Origin of the sequence: Xanthocytophaga agilis (assembly GCF_030068605.1) — a bacterium.
Lineage (GTDB): Bacteria > Bacteroidota > Bacteroidia > Cytophagales > 172606-1 > Xanthocytophaga > Xanthocytophaga agilis.
The window spans coordinates 398,829-416,652 of sequence record NZ_JASJOU010000002.1 but is presented as its reverse complement, the minus strand read 5'-3'; the positions used below and the strand labels follow the sequence as shown (position 1 = coordinate 416,652).

The 17,824-nt window shown below is 40.7% G+C and carries 16 protein-coding genes; 6 read left to right on the top strand and 10 right to left on the bottom strand.

From position 1 onward, the window contains the following. Nucleotides 1–41 precede the first annotated feature (41 nt). On the top strand, nucleotides 42–1,502 hold the full coding sequence (locus tag QNI22_RS08565) for a tetratricopeptide repeat protein (RefSeq protein ID WP_314510229.1): 1,461 nt from the start codon (nucleotides 42–44) through the stop codon (nucleotides 1,500–1,502). Nucleotides 1,503–1,592: 90 nt separating this feature from the next. Here QNI22_RS08565 and QNI22_RS08560 read toward each other — a convergent pair whose 3' ends face one another. The 3 genes from QNI22_RS08560 to QNI22_RS08550 all read right to left on the bottom strand — a co-directional run bounded on the left by QNI22_RS08560 (nucleotide 1,593) and on the right by QNI22_RS08550 (nucleotide 5,893). Then, nucleotides 1,593–2,231, bottom strand: coding sequence for a LysE family translocator (locus QNI22_RS08560; RefSeq protein ID WP_314510228.1), 639 nt, complete (start codon nucleotides 2,229–2,231; stop codon nucleotides 1,593–1,595). A gap of 829 nt (nucleotides 2,232–3,060) precedes the next feature. Further along, on the bottom strand, nucleotides 3,061–4,932 hold the full coding sequence (locus QNI22_RS08555) for a M1 family metallopeptidase (RefSeq protein WP_314510227.1): 1,872 nt from the start codon (nucleotides 4,930–4,932) through the stop codon (nucleotides 3,061–3,063). A gap of 121 nt (nucleotides 4,933–5,053) precedes the next feature. Then, entirely contained in the window at nucleotides 5,054–5,893 is an 840-nt protein-coding gene (locus QNI22_RS08550) for a DUF4261 domain-containing protein (protein ID WP_314510226.1), read from the bottom strand. Nucleotides 5,894–6,173: 280 nt separating this feature from the next. Here QNI22_RS08550 and QNI22_RS08545 point away from each other — a divergent pair, with 280 nt between their 5' ends. Genes QNI22_RS08545 through QNI22_RS08535 form a run of 3 tightly spaced genes read left to right on the top strand, consistent with a single transcriptional unit; the run spans nucleotide 6,174 to nucleotide 7,007 of the window. Then, nucleotides 6,174–6,449 carry a hypothetical protein gene (locus QNI22_RS08545; RefSeq protein ID WP_314510225.1) on the top strand — a complete coding sequence of 92 codons (276 nt, stop codon included), beginning with the start codon at nucleotides 6,174–6,176 and terminating at the stop codon, nucleotides 6,447–6,449. After that, entirely contained in the window at nucleotides 6,400–6,762 is a 363-nt protein-coding gene (locus tag QNI22_RS08540; protein ID WP_314510224.1) for a hypothetical protein, read from the top strand. Before QNI22_RS08545 ends, QNI22_RS08540 begins: the two co-directional genes overlap by 50 nt. A 17-nt stretch (nucleotides 6,763–6,779) precedes the next feature. Continuing rightward, nucleotides 6,780–7,007 carry a hypothetical protein gene (locus QNI22_RS08535; protein ID WP_314510223.1) on the top strand — a complete coding sequence of 76 codons (228 nt, stop codon included), beginning with the start codon at nucleotides 6,780–6,782 and terminating at the stop codon, nucleotides 7,005–7,007. Between the two features lie 114 nt (nucleotides 7,008–7,121). Here QNI22_RS08535 and QNI22_RS08530 read toward each other — a convergent pair whose 3' ends face one another. Next, on the bottom strand, nucleotides 7,122–8,942 hold the full coding sequence (locus tag QNI22_RS08530) for a tetratricopeptide repeat protein (RefSeq protein WP_314510222.1): 1,821 nt from the start codon (nucleotides 8,940–8,942) through the stop codon (nucleotides 7,122–7,124). Between the two features lie 1,042 nt (nucleotides 8,943–9,984). Between QNI22_RS08530 and QNI22_RS08525 the strand changes: the two genes are divergently transcribed. Beyond that, nucleotides 9,985–10,818 (top strand): CPBP family intramembrane glutamic endopeptidase, encoded by an 834-nt coding sequence (locus QNI22_RS08525; protein ID WP_314510221.1) that lies wholly within the window; start codon nucleotides 9,985–9,987, stop codon nucleotides 10,816–10,818. A gap of 8 nt (nucleotides 10,819–10,826) precedes the next feature. Here QNI22_RS08525 and QNI22_RS08520 read toward each other — a convergent pair whose 3' ends face one another. The 3 genes from QNI22_RS08520 to QNI22_RS08510 all read right to left on the bottom strand — a co-directional run bounded on the left by QNI22_RS08520 (nucleotide 10,827) and on the right by QNI22_RS08510 (nucleotide 13,425). After that, a complete protein-coding gene (locus QNI22_RS08520) occupies nucleotides 10,827–11,486 on the bottom strand; it encodes a hypothetical protein (protein ID WP_314510220.1) in 660 nt (219 codons plus the stop codon). A 180-nt stretch (nucleotides 11,487–11,666) separates the two neighbouring features. After that, nucleotides 11,667–12,482: a helix-turn-helix domain-containing protein gene (locus tag QNI22_RS08515; RefSeq protein ID WP_314510219.1), complete on the bottom strand. Its 816-nt coding sequence runs from the start codon at nucleotides 12,480–12,482 to the stop codon at nucleotides 11,667–11,669. 457 nt (nucleotides 12,483–12,939) lie between these two features. Then, nucleotides 12,940–13,425 carry a group II truncated hemoglobin gene (locus tag QNI22_RS08510; protein WP_314510218.1) on the bottom strand — a complete coding sequence of 162 codons (486 nt, stop codon included), beginning with the start codon at nucleotides 13,423–13,425 and terminating at the stop codon, nucleotides 12,940–12,942. A 123-nt stretch (nucleotides 13,426–13,548) separates the two neighbouring features. On the opposite strand from QNI22_RS08510, the gene QNI22_RS08505 reads away from it, so the two are divergent. Further along, nucleotides 13,549–13,914, top strand: a complete 366-nt coding sequence (locus tag QNI22_RS08505) for a winged helix-turn-helix transcriptional regulator (protein WP_314510217.1) — start codon at nucleotides 13,549–13,551, stop codon at nucleotides 13,912–13,914. A gap of 89 nt (nucleotides 13,915–14,003) precedes the next feature. On the opposite strand, the gene QNI22_RS08500 is transcribed toward QNI22_RS08505, so the two are convergent. From QNI22_RS08500 to QNI22_RS08490, 3 genes are all read right to left on the bottom strand, one after another. After that, entirely contained in the window at nucleotides 14,004–16,691 is a 2,688-nt protein-coding gene (locus tag QNI22_RS08500) for a permease prefix domain 2-containing transporter (protein WP_314510215.1), read from the bottom strand. Between the two features lie 63 nt (nucleotides 16,692–16,754). Next, nucleotides 16,755–16,886 carry a hypothetical protein gene (locus tag QNI22_RS08495; protein ID WP_314510214.1) on the bottom strand — a complete coding sequence of 44 codons (132 nt, stop codon included), beginning with the start codon at nucleotides 16,884–16,886 and terminating at the stop codon, nucleotides 16,755–16,757. Nucleotides 16,887–17,225: 339 nt separating this feature from the next. Beyond that, nucleotides 17,226–17,705, bottom strand: coding sequence for a hypothetical protein (locus QNI22_RS08490; RefSeq protein ID WP_314510213.1), 480 nt, complete (start codon nucleotides 17,703–17,705; stop codon nucleotides 17,226–17,228). Nucleotides 17,706–17,824 lie beyond the last annotated feature (119 nt).

Here is a 17,824-nt window from a genome sequence, read left to right as displayed (position 1 = left end):
TAATCAAAGGATTTTTATCCTGTATTTTAAAATATCAAAATATGAAAAAATATTTTCTAATTTTATATATAGGCGTTTTCTCGTTGGCACCTTCTGGATGTCAACTTTTAGATCCAACGCAAGATATTGTAAACCCTAATATTACGAAAGAAGCGGTTCTAGCTTCACAGAATCCGATGACTCCCTGGGTGGATGGTCTGGAACGACAATTAGCAATTGTATATAATAATGTGATTGTTAATTTAGAAATTGCATCAGATAATTATCAAAATACAAGAACATTCTATAATCAGCAGCTGGATGCTGGAACTATGTTGTTTACAGATACAGATATCAATAACATTCAGTTTTCAATTGCTGATTTAAGAGAATCTGCTGTGTTTGGGTTAACTGAACTCAAAGCTGCTGATCCTGAAACTACTCCTGATCAAGAAGCAGAGCTATATTTTTACAAAGGATGGGCTGAATTGCTAGCAGGTGAAATATTTGTTGCGTTACCAGCAGAACCTATTGGTGTTGCATTAACACCTCAGCAAAATTTTGAACTTGCTGTTGCTGATTTCCAGAAAGCATTAGAACTTACAACTGACGCTACACGTAAGCCTGGATATCATTTGGCATTGGCTAGAGTCTATTATAATCTTGGAGATAAGACTAATGCAAAGTCTAATGCTGAAGCTGCTATCACATTAAGTCCGGCTTATTTAAGAAGTGTAAGATATGAGGGGGTAAGTTCTACTGGGCCTGTAAGTACAATGCAGGATGCATTATTTGATCGTGGTACATTTGACGATTTGCAACCGTTGCCACGCCTAGATTTTTTAGATCCTAAATACTATGGTAGAGGAAACGGAGTTGAAAGTCCTATTTATTATCAGAAAATAGAAGAGGCTCATTTGATACTTGCTGAAATTGCTATTGCTGATAAGGATCTTAGTGCTGCCAAATCTGCTATGAACAATACTATTTTAATTGCCAATAGTCGTGCTAAGGCTACATTTTCAGACGCTTCAGAAGATCGGCCTCAACCTGTGAATCCTAATGTAGCAGCAGGAGATCGACCCGATAACTCAAATATTAAAGTTGCAGCTAGTCCAGAAGAGTCTCTTCGCTCAGGTTTGGTATTATCTAGAAAATCAGGGCCAATTACCATGTCTATTATTTCCGGTACTTCATTAACAGAAGCAGCCGTTAACGCTTTATCTTCTGAAGATGACATTTTAGAAAACCTTTATCTTTTGAGACAGGAAATTTTTCTGGCAGAAGGTCGGAGAGCAGTAGATCTGGGAATAAAGTTGCCTGTTTCAGAGACAGAAAAGTTAACAAATCCAAATATTACAAATGAACAAACTGTAGGCTTTATTCCTACATTCGTTCCTAAAAATAAGGAAATGGATGCATTTGAATATAACAAAGCAGCTGGTACATGTGTGATAAAGGTAAATATGAACAAGGTGTTGGTAGCAAATAAAACATCAACCAGTGTAGTGCCATTTGAGTAATATAGTACTTGTAATGTGAAGAGGGATGGATATCCGTCCCTTTTTGCTTTGTAAGAAATGTATCTGTAAAAGAATAACACAGTTTTTATTTTAACAGACTTGTTTCTTCGTAAACGCAAGCTTGATTCCAAGCAGAATAAATACAAAGCCTGTAGCCTTATCCAGATAGCTTTTTATAGTTGGATTTTGTGTGAAATAATCCGATAGTCGTGCAGAGAAAACTGCCAGACATGTACACCAAACCAGCCCTGTAGTAACAAAAGTTATCCCCAGCAGCAAAAAACTGAGTGTGTTGCTTGTATAGGCTGGGTCAATGAACTGTGGCAGAAATGCTAGAAAAAATAACGCTACCTTTGGATTAAGTACATTGGTGAGAATGCCTGACAGGTAAATACGCTGAAGACTTATCTTGGGCGGAGCTGCTGTTTCAGATGTGGTAGAAGACTTTGAAAGTAAGGCTTTAACGCCCAGAAAAATAAGATAGGCTGCCCCCGCATACTTAACTATAGTAAAAGCCATCGCCGATTGGGCCAGAATTACCGACAAGCCAATGGCTGCAAAAATGGTGTGGACCAGTGTCCCTGTAGCAATGCCCAGCGCTGATACCATACCCGCCTGCTTCCCTTGAGAAATGCTCCTTCCCAGAATGTACATAGTATCTGATCCGGGTGTGATGTTAAGTAAAATACCAGCCAGCAAAAATGCCCAGTAGTTGATAATGCCAAACATGGTTTTGTAGGGTTGTATGGTGAGAAATGATTAGCGAATATACAGATTTTACTGTACTATCTCTTCTATAGAATTATAAGTTGTGTCTCATAACTTTCTGGAAATAAAAAGGTTGATAACATAAGCAGATGTATAAAGCCACCAACCAAAGAGAGTTTACTTCTTTTTCTTTTGTTTATTTTTGTCCTTCTGAAAGAAATCTCCTGCCACGGCGGGATAGGTGTAGCCATACTTACTTTCTGAGAGAAATAATTATCTCCAATCGGAAAGGCTGTCGGTCTTGTCACAAGATTCTTGCAGAAGGACAAAAAGGAGGAGAAAGCCTGCCAGCACAAAAAGGGATATAAGGTCAATGGATGTAGAAAGATAGAATAATAAATAAAATAAAAGAAGAACAATAAAGTTGAAGAGTACTCTAAAAACATAAGTCATCCCGGATTTTGAGTAAAGAATGTTCTTGAGAAAAAATAATAAATGTCACAAAGAGAGAAAAGGAGACTTCAATCGCGGAAGGTAATGAAGGTGCGTTGGCAATCTTTTCTCCGCGAGGTTGGCCTTTGGCCTTGTGGGGGGAAGGATCGGAGAAAAGTGTCCTTTTTTGCTTCATTTTTTGGACAAGCAAAAAATGAAGAAGCCAGTGGAAGAACAATGAAAGGGATACTAAAGAAACGAAGGAAGAAACATCTCTCTAAAATTAACCCAAGCCCACACTATTTTTAAAAGCATAGGCTTGGATTTACTCATATCCAAAATTCAGGATGATCCATGTTTTTACACATTTCAATTATGAGTTTATCACATCTGAAATTCTTCATGTGTTAGATGCTACTTATAAGGTAAACGTATTGTCTTTTATAGTTGCATCCATAAATATTCCCCCATCAAGAGTAACTTTCTGGATGGATTTAGTTGTTTTTAACGAAATGGCTGTTTGTGTCTGATCGGCTTTCCATACGGCAGCAGTTTGATGTATGCTTTCTGTGCTACCATCTGTATAGGTTATCTTCACATCAAACGGAACGGCAAACCCACCAATATTTTGTACGGTCATGGTATAGCCGCCTGTGCCTTTGGTAACTCCCTGAATGGCCAGGTCAATATAGTAATTTGTAAAATACCAGTTATGGAAAAACCAGTTCAGATCCTGTCCGGATACATTGCTCATAGAGTTAAAGTAGTCCCAGGGAATTGGGTGCTTTCCATGCCAGCGCTCCATATATCCATGCAATGCTTTTTTAAACAACTCATCTCCCAGCATATCCTTAAGGGCAAAATGACTCAATGCAGGTTTGCCGTAAGCGTTGTTTCCATAACCAAAACGTAGTTCGCTGGAAGGAGTGATGATCGGAAGGTCCTGATGGGTTGCTTTGGTATTTATCCAGCGCTCTACCCTGAATTTTTTAAAGAGGTTTTCGGCCTTTTCTTTTCCAAATGTAGCGGTGCCTATCAGTAATTCAAATGTAGTGGCCCATCCTTCATCCATGAAAGCATAACGGCTCTCATTAATACCCATGTAAAATGGCATCCAGGTATGTGCTATTTCATGGTCCTGTACAAACTGGGTAAAATCGAAACTATCGGTATGGCTATCGTTACACATCATGGGGTACTCCATATCGGCAAACCCCATCACGGAAGTCATTTTAGGGAATGGGTAAGGTATACCTGGCCAGTTGGTGGATAACCATCCTAAGCTATTACGTCCAAATTGTACTGCCCTGTGAAAATCTTCTGCAGAATCGGCAAAAGCAGCCTGCATACTGGCACGACGATTAGTTTTAGGATCAACCACCACACTGGCTGCATCCCATACATAGGTATCACTTACAGCAAGAGCCACATCGCTTATATTAGTGGCTGTCCAGGTCCATGTATTCATTGCGTTTTTGGCCGTCACTCGTTTTTTGTCCATATCCTCCTTGGTCGCAATATGTATGGTTGAGTCACTGGTAAATGATTTTTCCAGACGCTTGGCATACTCAGGCTGTAATACCTCTTTGGGATTTTGTAGTGTACCTGTTGCCCAGACAACAAAGTTTTTAGGAACTTTTACATGTAGGGTATAATCATTGAAATCGTTGTAAAACTCCTGTGCATCCAAAAACTCGAGTGTATCCCAGCCATTGTAATCGTCATATACTGCAACACGTGGGTAAAAATACGCCAGAAACACGGTTGTTGGGTCTAGCATACCTTCACGTCCGCTTTGTACAGAGGCTTGGAAATGCCAGTCAATATCCAGTGTAAGAGATTCATGCGGCAGAAGAGGTTTGGGTAGCTTCACACCCCGGTTGGTACTGGATGGTTCATTATTCCATTGAAGAGGAGTGCCATTTACCAGAAATTTATCAATCTGTATCCCTTCTGTCAAATACTCCTTTTCTGTGGCAAAAGACCTTGCCGCACCAGGACGATGTATGTTTAGGATCATCTTCATATTGATCGTACGAAGAGTATCCGGACTATTATTCGTATACACAATCTGCTCAGTACCTGTTACATTGCGATCAGGTGGTTTCACTGTAACGGTAATGGTGTACTTACCATGGTTTTGCCAGTAGTTTTTGCCGGGCTGACCGTCCTGAGAGCGGGTTTGTTTTGCGAAGGCAGCCTTGATATCGCGTGGCATGTACAGGCTTTGGGCCTGTAGTGGAATAGATGCAGCAATAAACAATGCTGCAGATACTAATTTTCTTAACATACAAATGGTTAAAGTTTGCGGCAAGGTAGTAAAACCGCAAATGACACACTACAATTCTTTACATGGAAGGTTGAGGAATGATTTGGGCAATTTTCAAGGAGAGCAAACACTACTCAGTACATTATTTCTCCTTTTCCATTGTAATCACCACACGGCGTGGAGGCACAAAGGAATCCATAAAATGGCAGATCCATATCTGATCCGGTTGTAATCCCTGAATGCTGCTGCCTTCTTCAATGACCAGTCCTTTTTGGTAAATATAATGTCCATACCCTGTGAGCAGGCTGGCAATCTCATTGGGGTCATATGCTGTAAAGGTAATCTGAAAGTCAGGAAGGCCTAAGGCATACAGGCCTAATGTATCCATAAACAACTCGCCTTCATTGCCATTGGAGACATTGAAAAAACGAATGTTCATCAGTCCATTCAGTACATCGGGTTGTTCGTCTGTTACTGCATCCACATACGTAAACGGCTCCACCAACTTGTCACTATGTTTGAAGTAGACTGCCTGAGGCTGAGTAACTCTGATAACCGCAATGACAAACTTCTGGAAGCATTCGGCACGTAACCGATAATCCAGATTTCTGGACAACAGGTCTGTAATCGTAAAATGATACTGACAGCGGGGAATCACTTCCTGAGCTTCCTGCCACTCCCAGTTTTGCTGTAACGCCGAATCAAATTGTTTGGAAGGAAGTGGTATCTCAGAGGTGAGAATAGCACACTGCATCGGAACCTCCTTATCATCATACTGGGCACTGTATTCCGGAAATGCATACAGAAACACGTTATCTCCCGATCCAATGGAATCTACTTGTAAAAACTCCTTTGTCAGTTCGGCCAGTATCTGATCTTTGTCTAGTGTAAAAGGCGCTTCGAATAAGAGCTGAGCATAAAACAGTTCAGGCTCGTTGATGGCAGATTGGGCTTGTCCCTGGTTTCCGATGTCTGTATGCATGGGTAGTTTTGTAAAGGCTTGTTGGTAGGATGCAAAATGCTTTCATGTCAGACAGAAAGCTAGTTAGAAGAATAGGAATAGACAAATAAAAGTTCCATTGATTGTACAATCCAGACCTGTGAAAGATAAGCTGGATTACTCAGATTTCACGGATGTGCATTTTCTTAAATCCATGGAAATCCATAAATCTATGTCATCTGTGAATCAGATGTTTTTTCTGTAAGCGACTATTTTTTGATTGCTTTGTTACTTTTGCCTTCTGTTTCATTTTTATGTGTTTATGAGTAACAAGACAGAAGACAATCAGTATGATAAGATATTCAAAGAAAACCTGGAATCTGTTACTCTGGCCCTGATAGAGAAAGTACTTCAGATCCAGGTGGCCTTTTACGAGAAGATAAATGCTGACTTACAACGAACTGTTGAGCGAAAACCAGATCAGCTTTTGAAAATTACCAATAAAGAAGGGAAAATCTTTTTGCTACAGTTGGAGTTTCAGCTGGTCAATGAAAAAGATATGGTCTACAGAAGGCTGGAAAGCCCTGCTAGCCCGTAAATACAAGCTGGATGTGCTGCAATATGTAATCTTTCTTTCTGACAGCAAACCCAGGATGCGTACCCAACTCATTCTGACTGATCTTGTATTTTCCTTTCAGTTGGTCCAATTTTCCACCATTGATTATGAACTGTTTTTGTCCTCAGAGAAAGGCGATGAGGTGGTCTTTGCTGTACTGGGTAAGTTTGGTGATAGCAAGCCCGAACAGGTAGCCAGACGTATTTATGAACGATTACAACAAACCTCTGTCAGCCAGATGGAACTGGACAAACACTTGCACAATTACGGGTATTGGCTAACTTGCGTAAACTAACTGACTACATTGAAACGATGATAGACTCTATTTCTAAATACATCAAAGAAGAGGATGGTATTCTTTTCAAAAGAGGAGAAAAGAAAGGGCGCTTGGAAGGTAAGCAAGAAGGCAAATTGGAAGAAAAAACAGAAACAATCCGTAAATTTCTGAAAGATGGCATTCTGACTACTCAACAGCTAGCTTCTTATTTTGATGTGAGTGAGGAGTTTGTCGAAAATCTACTACTTAATCTGAATAAATAAAAAGGAGACTTCCGGGTATTCAAGCCCGAAGCCTCCTTTTCGTTGTAAAGAAAATCGAATGCAATAAGGATTGCTTTATTTCCTGTCAGCACAATCGTTTATACCATACCTACCTTATATCTCCCTCAAAAACAACTCCGGGTCAATGTTCCAGCTTTGGATGACGGTCAGCACAGTTTTATAGTAATTCTGAATGGCAGGTAGTTTTCCCAGAAAAGGCTGAGCTGCCTGAATACATTCTTTTACATAAAAAAGCGATTTCTCACGTGAAGGAATGTGGTTGCGGTACATGATACACATATTCACACACACCATAGCCACATAGGGATGATAGATCTGGCTATTTTCAGCAGCTAACTGTTTGTAAACTGACAGAGATTGTTCATACGACTGCTCAGCTTCAGACGGTTTTTCATAGTCTAGTTGCAGACTGCCTAGGTTGTTGAACAGCAATCCTACATCGGGCAGATATGTTTTGGGATTTTCCAGTGCCAGTTGCTGATACAGAGCCAGCGACTGCTGATACGACTGCTCTGCTTCCTGATGCCGTCCTGTGTCTTTTCGGATAATGCCCAGATTGTTTAGTATGCTGGCAACCTGTGAGATATATTTCTGCGGATGCTCCTGCTGCAACTGATGATAGATACTCAATGCCTGTAAATAAGACCGTTCAGCCTCAACATGTTGATGATAGTCAGATTGCAGGCTACCCAGATGACATAAAGTCTGGGCTATGTGATGCAGATAAGCTGACTTGTCTTCCTCAGCCAGTTGCCGGTATACTTCCAGTGCTTTCTGATAGGCGGTACTTGCCTCCTTGTACTGGCGCAATGCTTTCTGTGTATTGCCCAGATGATTCCAGGTCTGTGCCACGTCCGACAACCAGGTATAAGGGCTTTCCTTTGCCAGATGCAGGCGAATCTGTAAGGCTCTCTGAAATGATTGTTCTGCTTCCTTGGATTGTTTGTGATGCTTCTGTAACAGTCCCCGATGGTTGAGCAAAGACGCCATTTCCGGCAAATAGGCTTTAGGTGTAGTCTCTTCCAGTTGGGTGTAGAGTGCTAGTGCCTGTAAATACGATGCTTCTGCTGCCGGATACTGATGCGTCATTTTCTGTACATAGCCCAACAAATCCAGCAGGTGTGCCATCTGGGCTGTATACATTTCAGTTGCTGTCAACTCCTGATAGATCTCCAGTGCTTCCTGAAAGTACGATTCAGCCTCAGTGTACTGATGTAGCGCTTTATGTAAGTGACCAATATAAGCCAGAATCTGAGCAGTTTCAGGCATGTAAGTTGCCTCATCTGTCTTTGCCAGCGACCAGGCTAATTTCAGTGCCTCATCATACAAAGGCAAAGCCTGACTATACTGATGTTGTGTATGCAATAACCGGGCACAGGAAAGGGTATTTTCCAGAAACCGAAAGGTGAGTAATGATTGTGTAAAATAAGTCTGGGCACGTTGCAAACGATCTCCCAGCGAGAAATCTACCAATGTCAGACGAGCCAGCATCAGCCATTGTTCTGCCTGTTCCTTGCGTGCCTGAGGTGTATAGGCTACCTGTTCTTTCTCCGCCCGTTCTACCTCCATCTCCAACACAAGACGGGCCGACGGATAATCTCCTGCTTTAAAATAGGCTGCTGCACGTTGCAGATAAGGCTGGGTATAGGCAATTCGTCCAAATGCCTGTTCGAGCAAGGTAAGTTCATGAGCAACCGTTTCTTGCTTTTCTTTGAGTTGTACCCGTTCCTTGTCTATTATCAGTACGTCAATCCGAAATTGCTCATCCAGAGGATAGCGTTCACTGTTTTGTAAGGCTCTGGCAAACTGCTTATCCAGCTTGCTGGCTTCCTGCTGCAATGCCTGATAAAGGGCAGAAGATACATAAGCAGATGTCTGAGTATCAGAGACAGGGATAGTGTAAACGTTTTCCATGCAGGCTACTAATAAAGGTATAATCAGGATCGGTAAATAGTCAGATTCAGGTATCTGTTGATACTATACCTGATACTTGTCTGTATGGTGGTAGCGGGTCGTTCCGTATATAGGCTCAACTGTTGAACGTGTGTTATTGGTTACAACAGATTGATAGACAACTATATGGAAGATTATATGGGAAAACTAGCTAAAAAAAAGCAGATCATCAACAGGCTCTCTGAGGGATATACGTACGTTTCAACTGAAAAATATATGCGTTTGAATGTGTAAACGGCTTTCAGACAATGTTTTAAGGTGTTTGTTGTCCGTAGATAATGAGTCAGAGAGACGCAATGTTGACCTGCATTCTGTTCAAATTTTTTTCTAAGCATAATTCACAGCCATTTCTTTTTCTGCGTTGAGTTCCACTCAGCTAATTTTTCTGCGTCTGGTTCTATGCAAACTACAAGAGGAAGAGTTACCTTGTGATGTCCGTGAGAAAATAATTTTTGCCACGAATAAACCGCAAAAAAGTTTTTGCATAGAATTCACCGCAAGTTTTGTGTTTGAGCACAATTCACCGCAGAGAAAGATCACACATCGTTTAGATGTTAGGTAGCAATGTAGGAGCAATTGATCAATCTTATCAACTTAAGAGAGTTTTTTCTTTTTTGTCCTTCTGAAAGAAGCTTATGACAAATAGAGCCACGCTTCCTTTCTGAGAGAAAAAAATACGCTCTAATTCCAGAGGCCGCCGGTCTTGCCACAAGTTCCTTTCAGGAGGACAAAAAAGAGAGTAGCATTCCTTTCAAAGAGATAAGAAAGGAAGATTCTTCCAGAAGGACAGGTAGGTATTTTGAGTGACTTCCTTAAGTCGACAGTATTGGGTGATCTGCCAATCGTCCCTACAGGATATCAGAATTTCCCTGACTGGTCTCGAAGAATACATACGAGAATCACCCATATTCCTAACTCTAATCATTTACCCATCAGTAGCAGACTTCTATTTTTGACATGTAAGCGATGTTATATCCAATCGCATTTTTTAACTGTCTATGCCATGCAAACAATCAATCATCTTCGGAGCTTGGGCCTCTTTTTTATATTCGCTTATCTGATTACCTGGTTTATCTGGGCACCTTATTATATGCCTTCTTTGTTTCCGGTCAGCTGGCATGTAGATCCCTTCTTCCATTATGCCGGACTAGCAGGACCTTTGCTGGCAGCTTTACTGTCTACCGCCATTCAGAATGGTAAAGCAGGTGTACGACTGTTGGTACATCGGATAGCTACCCTTGGTTCCTCACTGTGGGCGATACTGGCAGCCTTGGGAATTCCTTTTGTAATAGTGCTACTCTCTCAGATTATCAGTGCGATAGTTGACCATGAGCCAATTTCCTTTCGGGGCTTGGGGACTTCACGGGAGATGCCGGGGCTGTCATGGTTTACATTTGCAGCTATCAATATCTTTGTAGTAGGAGTAGGTGAAGAGGCTGGATGGAGGGGATTTGCACTTCCCCGTTTACAAGGCTCTATGACTGCTATGAAGGCTAGTATTCTGCTCACCGTCTTCTGGGCCATCTGGCATTGGCCTTTGTTCTTCTATCCGCTGAGTGGATATTACCATATGGATATTTTTGGTATAGCCGGATGGTTATTCAGCTTATTGCTGGGTAGTATTCTCTTTGCCTGGCTGTTTAATTCTTCCGGGGGAAGTGTGCTTACCTGTGCTATTTTCCATGGCATGATGGATATTATGTTTATTTCTGCCTTTCCCAATACCCATCTGGCCAGTTACAATGGCATGCTGATAACTATTCTCGGCTTTTTGGTAATCAATCGGTTTGGCGCACAGAATCTGTCAAGCAAAGAACGCGTGACGGCTATTGAATGATGGTTTGTTTATAAGGAAGTATCATTAGTGCGGATAACAGTATCCGTACCTATTTCATAGATATCAAAATCCTTTTTACTTTTTAACTCATCAACATTTTTGGGCACAAAGATTTGAGGAAATGGTGTGTTTTCAGTTTTGAAGAGGTAAGTTTCCTGAAAAGTAACAGGGTTGAGCCCATTGTAATAGAATCCATATGCCTTTGATGTATTATTGATTTTTTGAATCAAAAAAACCTGATACGATCTACAATAATGACCATTACAATATAAGTTCACGCCATTGAATAGAAAGATTTCTCTTTCTTTTATTTTATAATATCTTACAGCAACATCAAAGTCCTTCTGATACCATAACAAAAAAGGTGATGCAATGTCGTCTTTCGTATTAACCAGTCTCACAGGTGTCAGATCTATTTCTTCATTATCAATTAGTATAAGGCTTTTGTAGTATTCATATTGTGAATCATCATAAATAGAAAATGATTCTCTATCATACTTCTTGCCTAAGAATTTCATTAAAATTCGATACTCTATTATATGTCCTCCAGCTTTCTTTAAACTTCGTGCGGAGATAATTTTTGTTTGTTCATTATAAAATATTTTAAATGAAAAATCAGAGAAATCAGAATATGGAAGTATCTCAGCCCCTTTATACAAGGTTTCCATTTTAAAATCAGTAGAAGAATCTCTTTCTGTAGTTAGTAGGCTTGAATCTGTTTTTTTATAGGTATTTTTTTCTTTATGTGAACAACAACTTAGAATACTGATTGTTAAGATATATAAAAACAGGTTTCTCATACTAGTATCTGTCAAGAAAGTGACTTTGAGTCTATTCTGAAAATCACCTTATTTACAAGGTGATACTAAAATAGCAGTAGCACTCAGCGTAGAAAATTCGGATGGGAGCTTATGTGTAAAGCTTTTGAAGTCCCTGATAAAATGCGACTGGTCACTATACCCAGCCTGATAGGCAATAGTGGTAAGAGAGTCTGCACCTTTGTTTAACAGCATCAGACTTTGCTGAAAGCGGTGTATTTTCTGATATAACTTGGGCGATAATCCTACATGCTGCACAAAGAGTTTGTGTAAATACCGGGAAGAAATACCATACCGGGTAGCCAGATCTGCTACATCCAGAATGCCTTCCCGCTGCTGAATCTGTGATGAAGCAGCCGACAACAATTGTATTTTATTGGACACTTTCTCTCTTTTCGCTAATCTGTTTATGAAAAACTGATCCAGCAGTAGTAGTCTTTCGAGTAGGGTAGGGGTATTGAGAAGTCTCTCATGAAGGTGTTGCACTGAATTGCCCATGATATCCGCCAGATTAGATATATGGTCGTTAAAAAGAGAGATCCCTTCTTCCAGTAAAAACGAACTGGTATGTGCATGAAACCGGGCGCCTAACATAGAACTCTTACCTGTTGTCCGAAAGGAAAGTGGCTGTATTACCTGCCCCCACAATTCAATAGGTGCATGATCAACAAACTGATTATCAGAACGGCTTTGCCATTTGTTGGTACTCATATTAAACATGACTTCCATACATCCCGTTGCAAAGGCTGTATCCTCATAAAGTCCTTCTCCGTCAGTTTCAAACAGATAATAGGTCTTTATAAAAGGCTTTAAGGCTTCGCAAGGAGTGTATTCGGTATAGCGCATACATGCTAACAGGTTGAGGTCTTGAGGTGCAATATACAGGAGTTAGGTTGTTCTGAAATTGTATGAATCGGAACGAAATATATAGATTTTATTTGATGAATCTTTATCTTTTTGATATATGCTTGTTCCTGCCTAAGGTTGTTTATTGTCTCTAAACATCTCTCTTCCTGACTTCTACTTTTCTTTTGCTTGTCCAAAAGAAAAGTAGGAAAAGAAAAAGACACTTTTTCCCGATCCTTCAGCCCGCAAGGCCAAAGGCCAACCTCGCGGGAAAAAGATTGCCTACGCACCTACACTGCCACTCACGATTGAAGTCTCCTTTTCTCACTTTGTGACATGTGCTCAAAGTTGTCAATTTCAGAAAAAAGCATTCAGAGATCTTCTGAAAGAAATTTCCTCTTTATCCTCATGAATCAAGACAAGCTCATACACTTACACCTGTTATAAAACTCCAGAATTATTCTGGAATATACGGTCCACCGGGTTCTCCCCAGCCCCAGCGTGGCATAGGTTCATCAGGGGCCATAGGGATTTCTTCCAGATTGGAGTTAATCACAGCGATACGTGTGCCCCACTCAATATAAGCGACAAAAGCTGAACGAAACTCCGGGTCATCGGGAAGTTGCAGTGTATCAGCGGTGGTGAGCAATAGCTCAACCCAGCGTTTACGGTGTTGTTCGGTCAGATGCTTAGACAGGTGTTTTTGAATCATCTTAAAATGGCTTCCTTCCTCACTGCTATACAACTTGGGACCTCCCATAACTTCGGCAATAAAATGTGCTACATGACGCCTGTGATCAGGAGACATATGCCGGAATACAGGCTCAAGCAGTGGGTCCTGGAGTACCTGGGTGTAAAAAGAATCCATCAGTTTTTCAAATACTTCCATTCCTCCCGCCCATTCATAAAGTGTGGGAGTAGGTTTTGTTTCAGGTACAGGCATAACAGATCTAGGTGTGATAACGAAAAGTAAGTAGTTAATTGCTGGTAAACTTATCTATCTTTGTTCTAGCAGTCAATAACTTACCAAAAAGTAAGCCTGCATTTAACCAAACATTGGTACAACATGATCACTTTGCACGATAAAGTATATACCTGTCCGGTTGATGTGTCTCTTCGTTTCATCAGTGGCAAATGGAAGATTCTGATTCTATTTCATCTCTTCCATTTTGAGAAGAGAAGTTTTAGTGAGTTACGAGACAACCTACCAGGAGTGGCTGAGAAAGTATTGACACAACAACTAAAGGAACTGGAGAAAGACAATATGATCAGCCGACGTGTCCTTTCTGAGAAACCTTTGCGTGTAGAATATTTTCTTACCGAGCAAGGGCTGAGCATGTCCCCTATGTATGAGTTTCTGAGCAAATGGGGTATTGCCTATTTAGAGAAAAATGGTATTGATTATATACAGGATCAACATTTATATAAGTAATCCGCCATCATATTTGTCTGAATCACCGTAAATGTAGGGGCGCACACAGGTGCGCCCCTACAGGATCGGAATTATCAAAACATTCTTATCTATTCACTCCGCAAACTTTTTGTTGGGTTCATAAGAGCAGCTTTGAGACTTTGAAAGCTTATTGTGAATAATGTAATGACAATGGATGCTATGCCCGCCAGTCCAAAAATCCACCAGGCTATATCCACCTTGTACACAAAATCCTGCAACCACTGATGGGTAGCATACCAGGCTATCGGAGAGGCAACCAGTAACGCAATGCCGATCAGTAACAGGAAGTCTCTGGAAAGCAGAAGGAGAATAGTATATACACTGGCTCCGAGTATTTTCCGTATACCAATTTCTTTCATGCGTTGCTCTGTGGTGAACATAACTAGTCCAAGCAAGCCAACACAGGAAATCAGGATGGTAATGGCTGTTGCTGTATTGACCAGTTGAGAGGTTTTCTGCTCTTTTTCATAAAACTCTGCAATGGCATCATCTAGAAAAACATAGCTGAATTTGTGATTAGGATAGACTTGTTTCCATGCCTTTTCTATTTTGTCAATGGTTGTTTTCACTTCCTGCAGGTCTTTGCTCTTTAGCTTAATGGCTATATTTCGGGCTTTGGAAGAGGTAGTGATAAATGTAGGCGCAATCTTCTCGTGCATACTTTGTTGATGAAAGTCAGCCACCACGCCTACAATAGGATAATACTTATCACGCCATACTAACTGCTTGCCGATTGCCTCCATCGGGTGTTTGAAACCCAGTGCTTTCACAAACGTAGCATTGATAACAAACTCACTGGCAGTATCACTTTTCAGATGACTGCGTCCAGCCAGCAGCTTCATTTCATAAAAGGGAATATACTCTTCATTGCCCATCTTATAAGCTGCATCAAGCTGTATTTCGGTTTTGCCTTTGTATACTACCCGGTCTATCCCATAGTTGATTCCCATAGGTTCCAGTACTTCGAGTATGGCTTTTTTTACACCAGACAGTTGCTGAACCTTATTATACAAAACCTCCAGATTATTACCTCGGGGACCTCTGGGAGAGGTAAGGGTTATTACTGCATCTGATTTGAAACCCAGATCTTTGTTTCGCATAAAATTAAGCTGTCGCTCAACCATTAGCGTGCCAATGATAAATATCAGGGATACTGTAAACTGAAATACAATTAACCCTTTACGTAAGTAGCCCTTTTGCCCCCCTTTTAATGCAGTTTGTCCCTTCAATGTTAGAGCGGGCAGATAAGATGACAATATCCAGGAAGGATAAAAACCTGCCAGTAAAGCGGTTGTTACTGTGAGAAGTAACAGGAATAGCAATGTATGTGAGTCCAGTAACTGAAATGTCACCCCATCTGGAACAAAGTGCTGAAATGCAATCAATACAGGTTTGGTCAGCAGCAAGGCAAGAATAATAGCTACCAGTGTAGTCAGCAAAGACTCCATTAAAAACTGAAAGATCAGATTGCGACGATTGCTTCCCAACACCTTCCGGATTCCTACTTCCTTGGCCCATTGTGCGGATTGTGCGGTAGCCATATTGATAAAGTTGATTACAGCAATCACCAGAATAAACAATGCAATTCCCATAAGTCCATACAAAGTAGGCAGGTGAGCTTTTCGGGAATAGTTATCGCCATACTCCGCATTAAAATGCAGGTCTGACAGAGGTTGTAGGCTTGGGATTATCTTCAGATCTTTCTGAAAATGCGCTTTCGAGAATTGTTGAAACTGAGGTTCCAACTGGGCTGGTGTGGTTCCCTGAGGTAGTTTTACAAACGCCTGTGAGGCTGACCAGATATCATCCCATTGCTCAAGATTGATGTTGCCTTTCAGCTTGCTGGCATTGACCGTTGCCAGAGAGATAAAATCAGTGAAGGTAAAATCGGTCTGCTGATCCCAGTCTTTTATAATTCCTGCTACCGTCGTTCGGACAGAATCATGGTAAATTACCTCTCTACCTATCATCGATTCCAGCGGGATATCACCAAAATATTTGCGGGCTTTCCGTTCGGATAAAACTACTTTGAATGGTTCGTTTAAGGCTGTCTTTGGATTACCACTCAGCCAGGTATAGTGAAAGATATCGAAGTAAGAAGGCTCTGTCAGTATGATTTCAGCCTTATCTACTCCCCACTGGCGTCTTTCCAAACGTTTGGGTTCTTCTTTTCCATCAGGAATCAGCACATCGGTTTCTGTATTGTGAAAGGCCGCTATTGTCTCTATACCCGATATTTCTTTGCGCATAGCAGCTGGAACGGCATTGGGCAGAAATCCAAAGGGTTGGTCTTCTGCATGAGGGCCAAAGTGTCCTTTACAAACCAGCCGGTATATACGTTCCTTATCCGGATGGAAGGTATCATAATTCAATTCAAAATGTGTGATCAGATAGATCACCATACAGGCTGTAAGTCCCAGCGTAAGGCCAAACAGGTTAATGGAAGTGCTTGTTCTGTGCCGTGTCAGATGGCGAAAAGCGGTTTTCAGGTAGTTGCGTAACATATCCGGAGAGTATATAGGTGTGGAATGGTATGTGTGTTTACGCCTTGAGCGTTTAAAAGCAAACGGACGAATAAACCCTAATACATCCAGCCAGTAGTTCCATTGAGCCTTTCGCTTTCCTTTGGTCTGTACCTGGTAGGCAAACTCTTCCTGCAAATCGCCTTGTATTTCTTCCAGTAGATCCGGATCACAAAACCGTTCAAGTAGTTTATCCGCCCAATGTGGAGGACTGTGTTTGGTAGAGTTATGCATGGATGTATAATCGGTTGAGTTACTAGCTTGTAGTATATAAATGCCAGTCGGCTGATATTTGTTCTACTTTTGCTGATCAAATGTTTTGCCAATTTTTAAAAAGTGCTTTTCCAGTGAATCAGCCTGGATTTTAGAAGAATGAGGGTAGTTGCGTGTGTCCATTTTAGGACGATATTGTCCAACATCGGACGCCATTGTAAGCGACTATTTTCCTGTCCTATCGATTTCTTAAAAGACTGATTCAAATTCTGTTCAAACACGTCTAACAAAAGTTGAGACAGGTTTATCAGTTGGAAATAAAAAATGATCTGTATTCGGATCATTTTTGCTTTTGACCGGAATACCGATCACGTTGAAAAAATATTCGAATAATGGTCAATTTCTTTTTTGACCTTTATTCCGTTCATTGACTCTGATGACTGGAACTACAGTCATGTTTGAATAGTATTCAAACTCCGGTTATCTTTTACAAATATTGGTATTCAGGTTATATCTGATGAGTATCAGATTTTTGATAGTAGAAGCAGATTGTGGCTAACTATTCTGCTTGCTGGTGGAAAATAACTGTCTACCTAGCCACATCCCACAGTAGATAAGCCCTGCGAATGCTGCTAAAGTAATAGCCATAGGTATTGCCAAACTCTTATATAACGCATTAAAAGTAAACTTCTGATCTTCTCTTTGTACATGCCAGAGAATGAAGAAAAAATATAGTGTATGATACGCCAGCAGGGCGGTGAGTAGAAGTAAAAACCCTGCCGCTATTTTACTACGTTTGCTCAGATAAGCCAGACCTAACAGACAATATCGGCCTAGAACAAATACTATCCAGAGTAGTACAATGAAGTGAAAGTAACCTATTACAAAATAGGTATCATGCAACTGAATGTCAATTACATTTCCCTCGTCTAGTAAGAAACGAACATCAAAAGAAGCGAAAACAATACTTGTAGCAATTCCTAACAAAATAACATTCCATAAAAGCTCTTTTCCTAACTTTGTTTTTAATATCATGAATACCAATACGTTGAGGATATTATGTAAAGGAGGAGCTAGTAAAGCTATATATTTTCTGTAGAAATTATAAAATAAAGATGTTTCTTTTTGGACGTTTTATGAATTAAAGATTATAA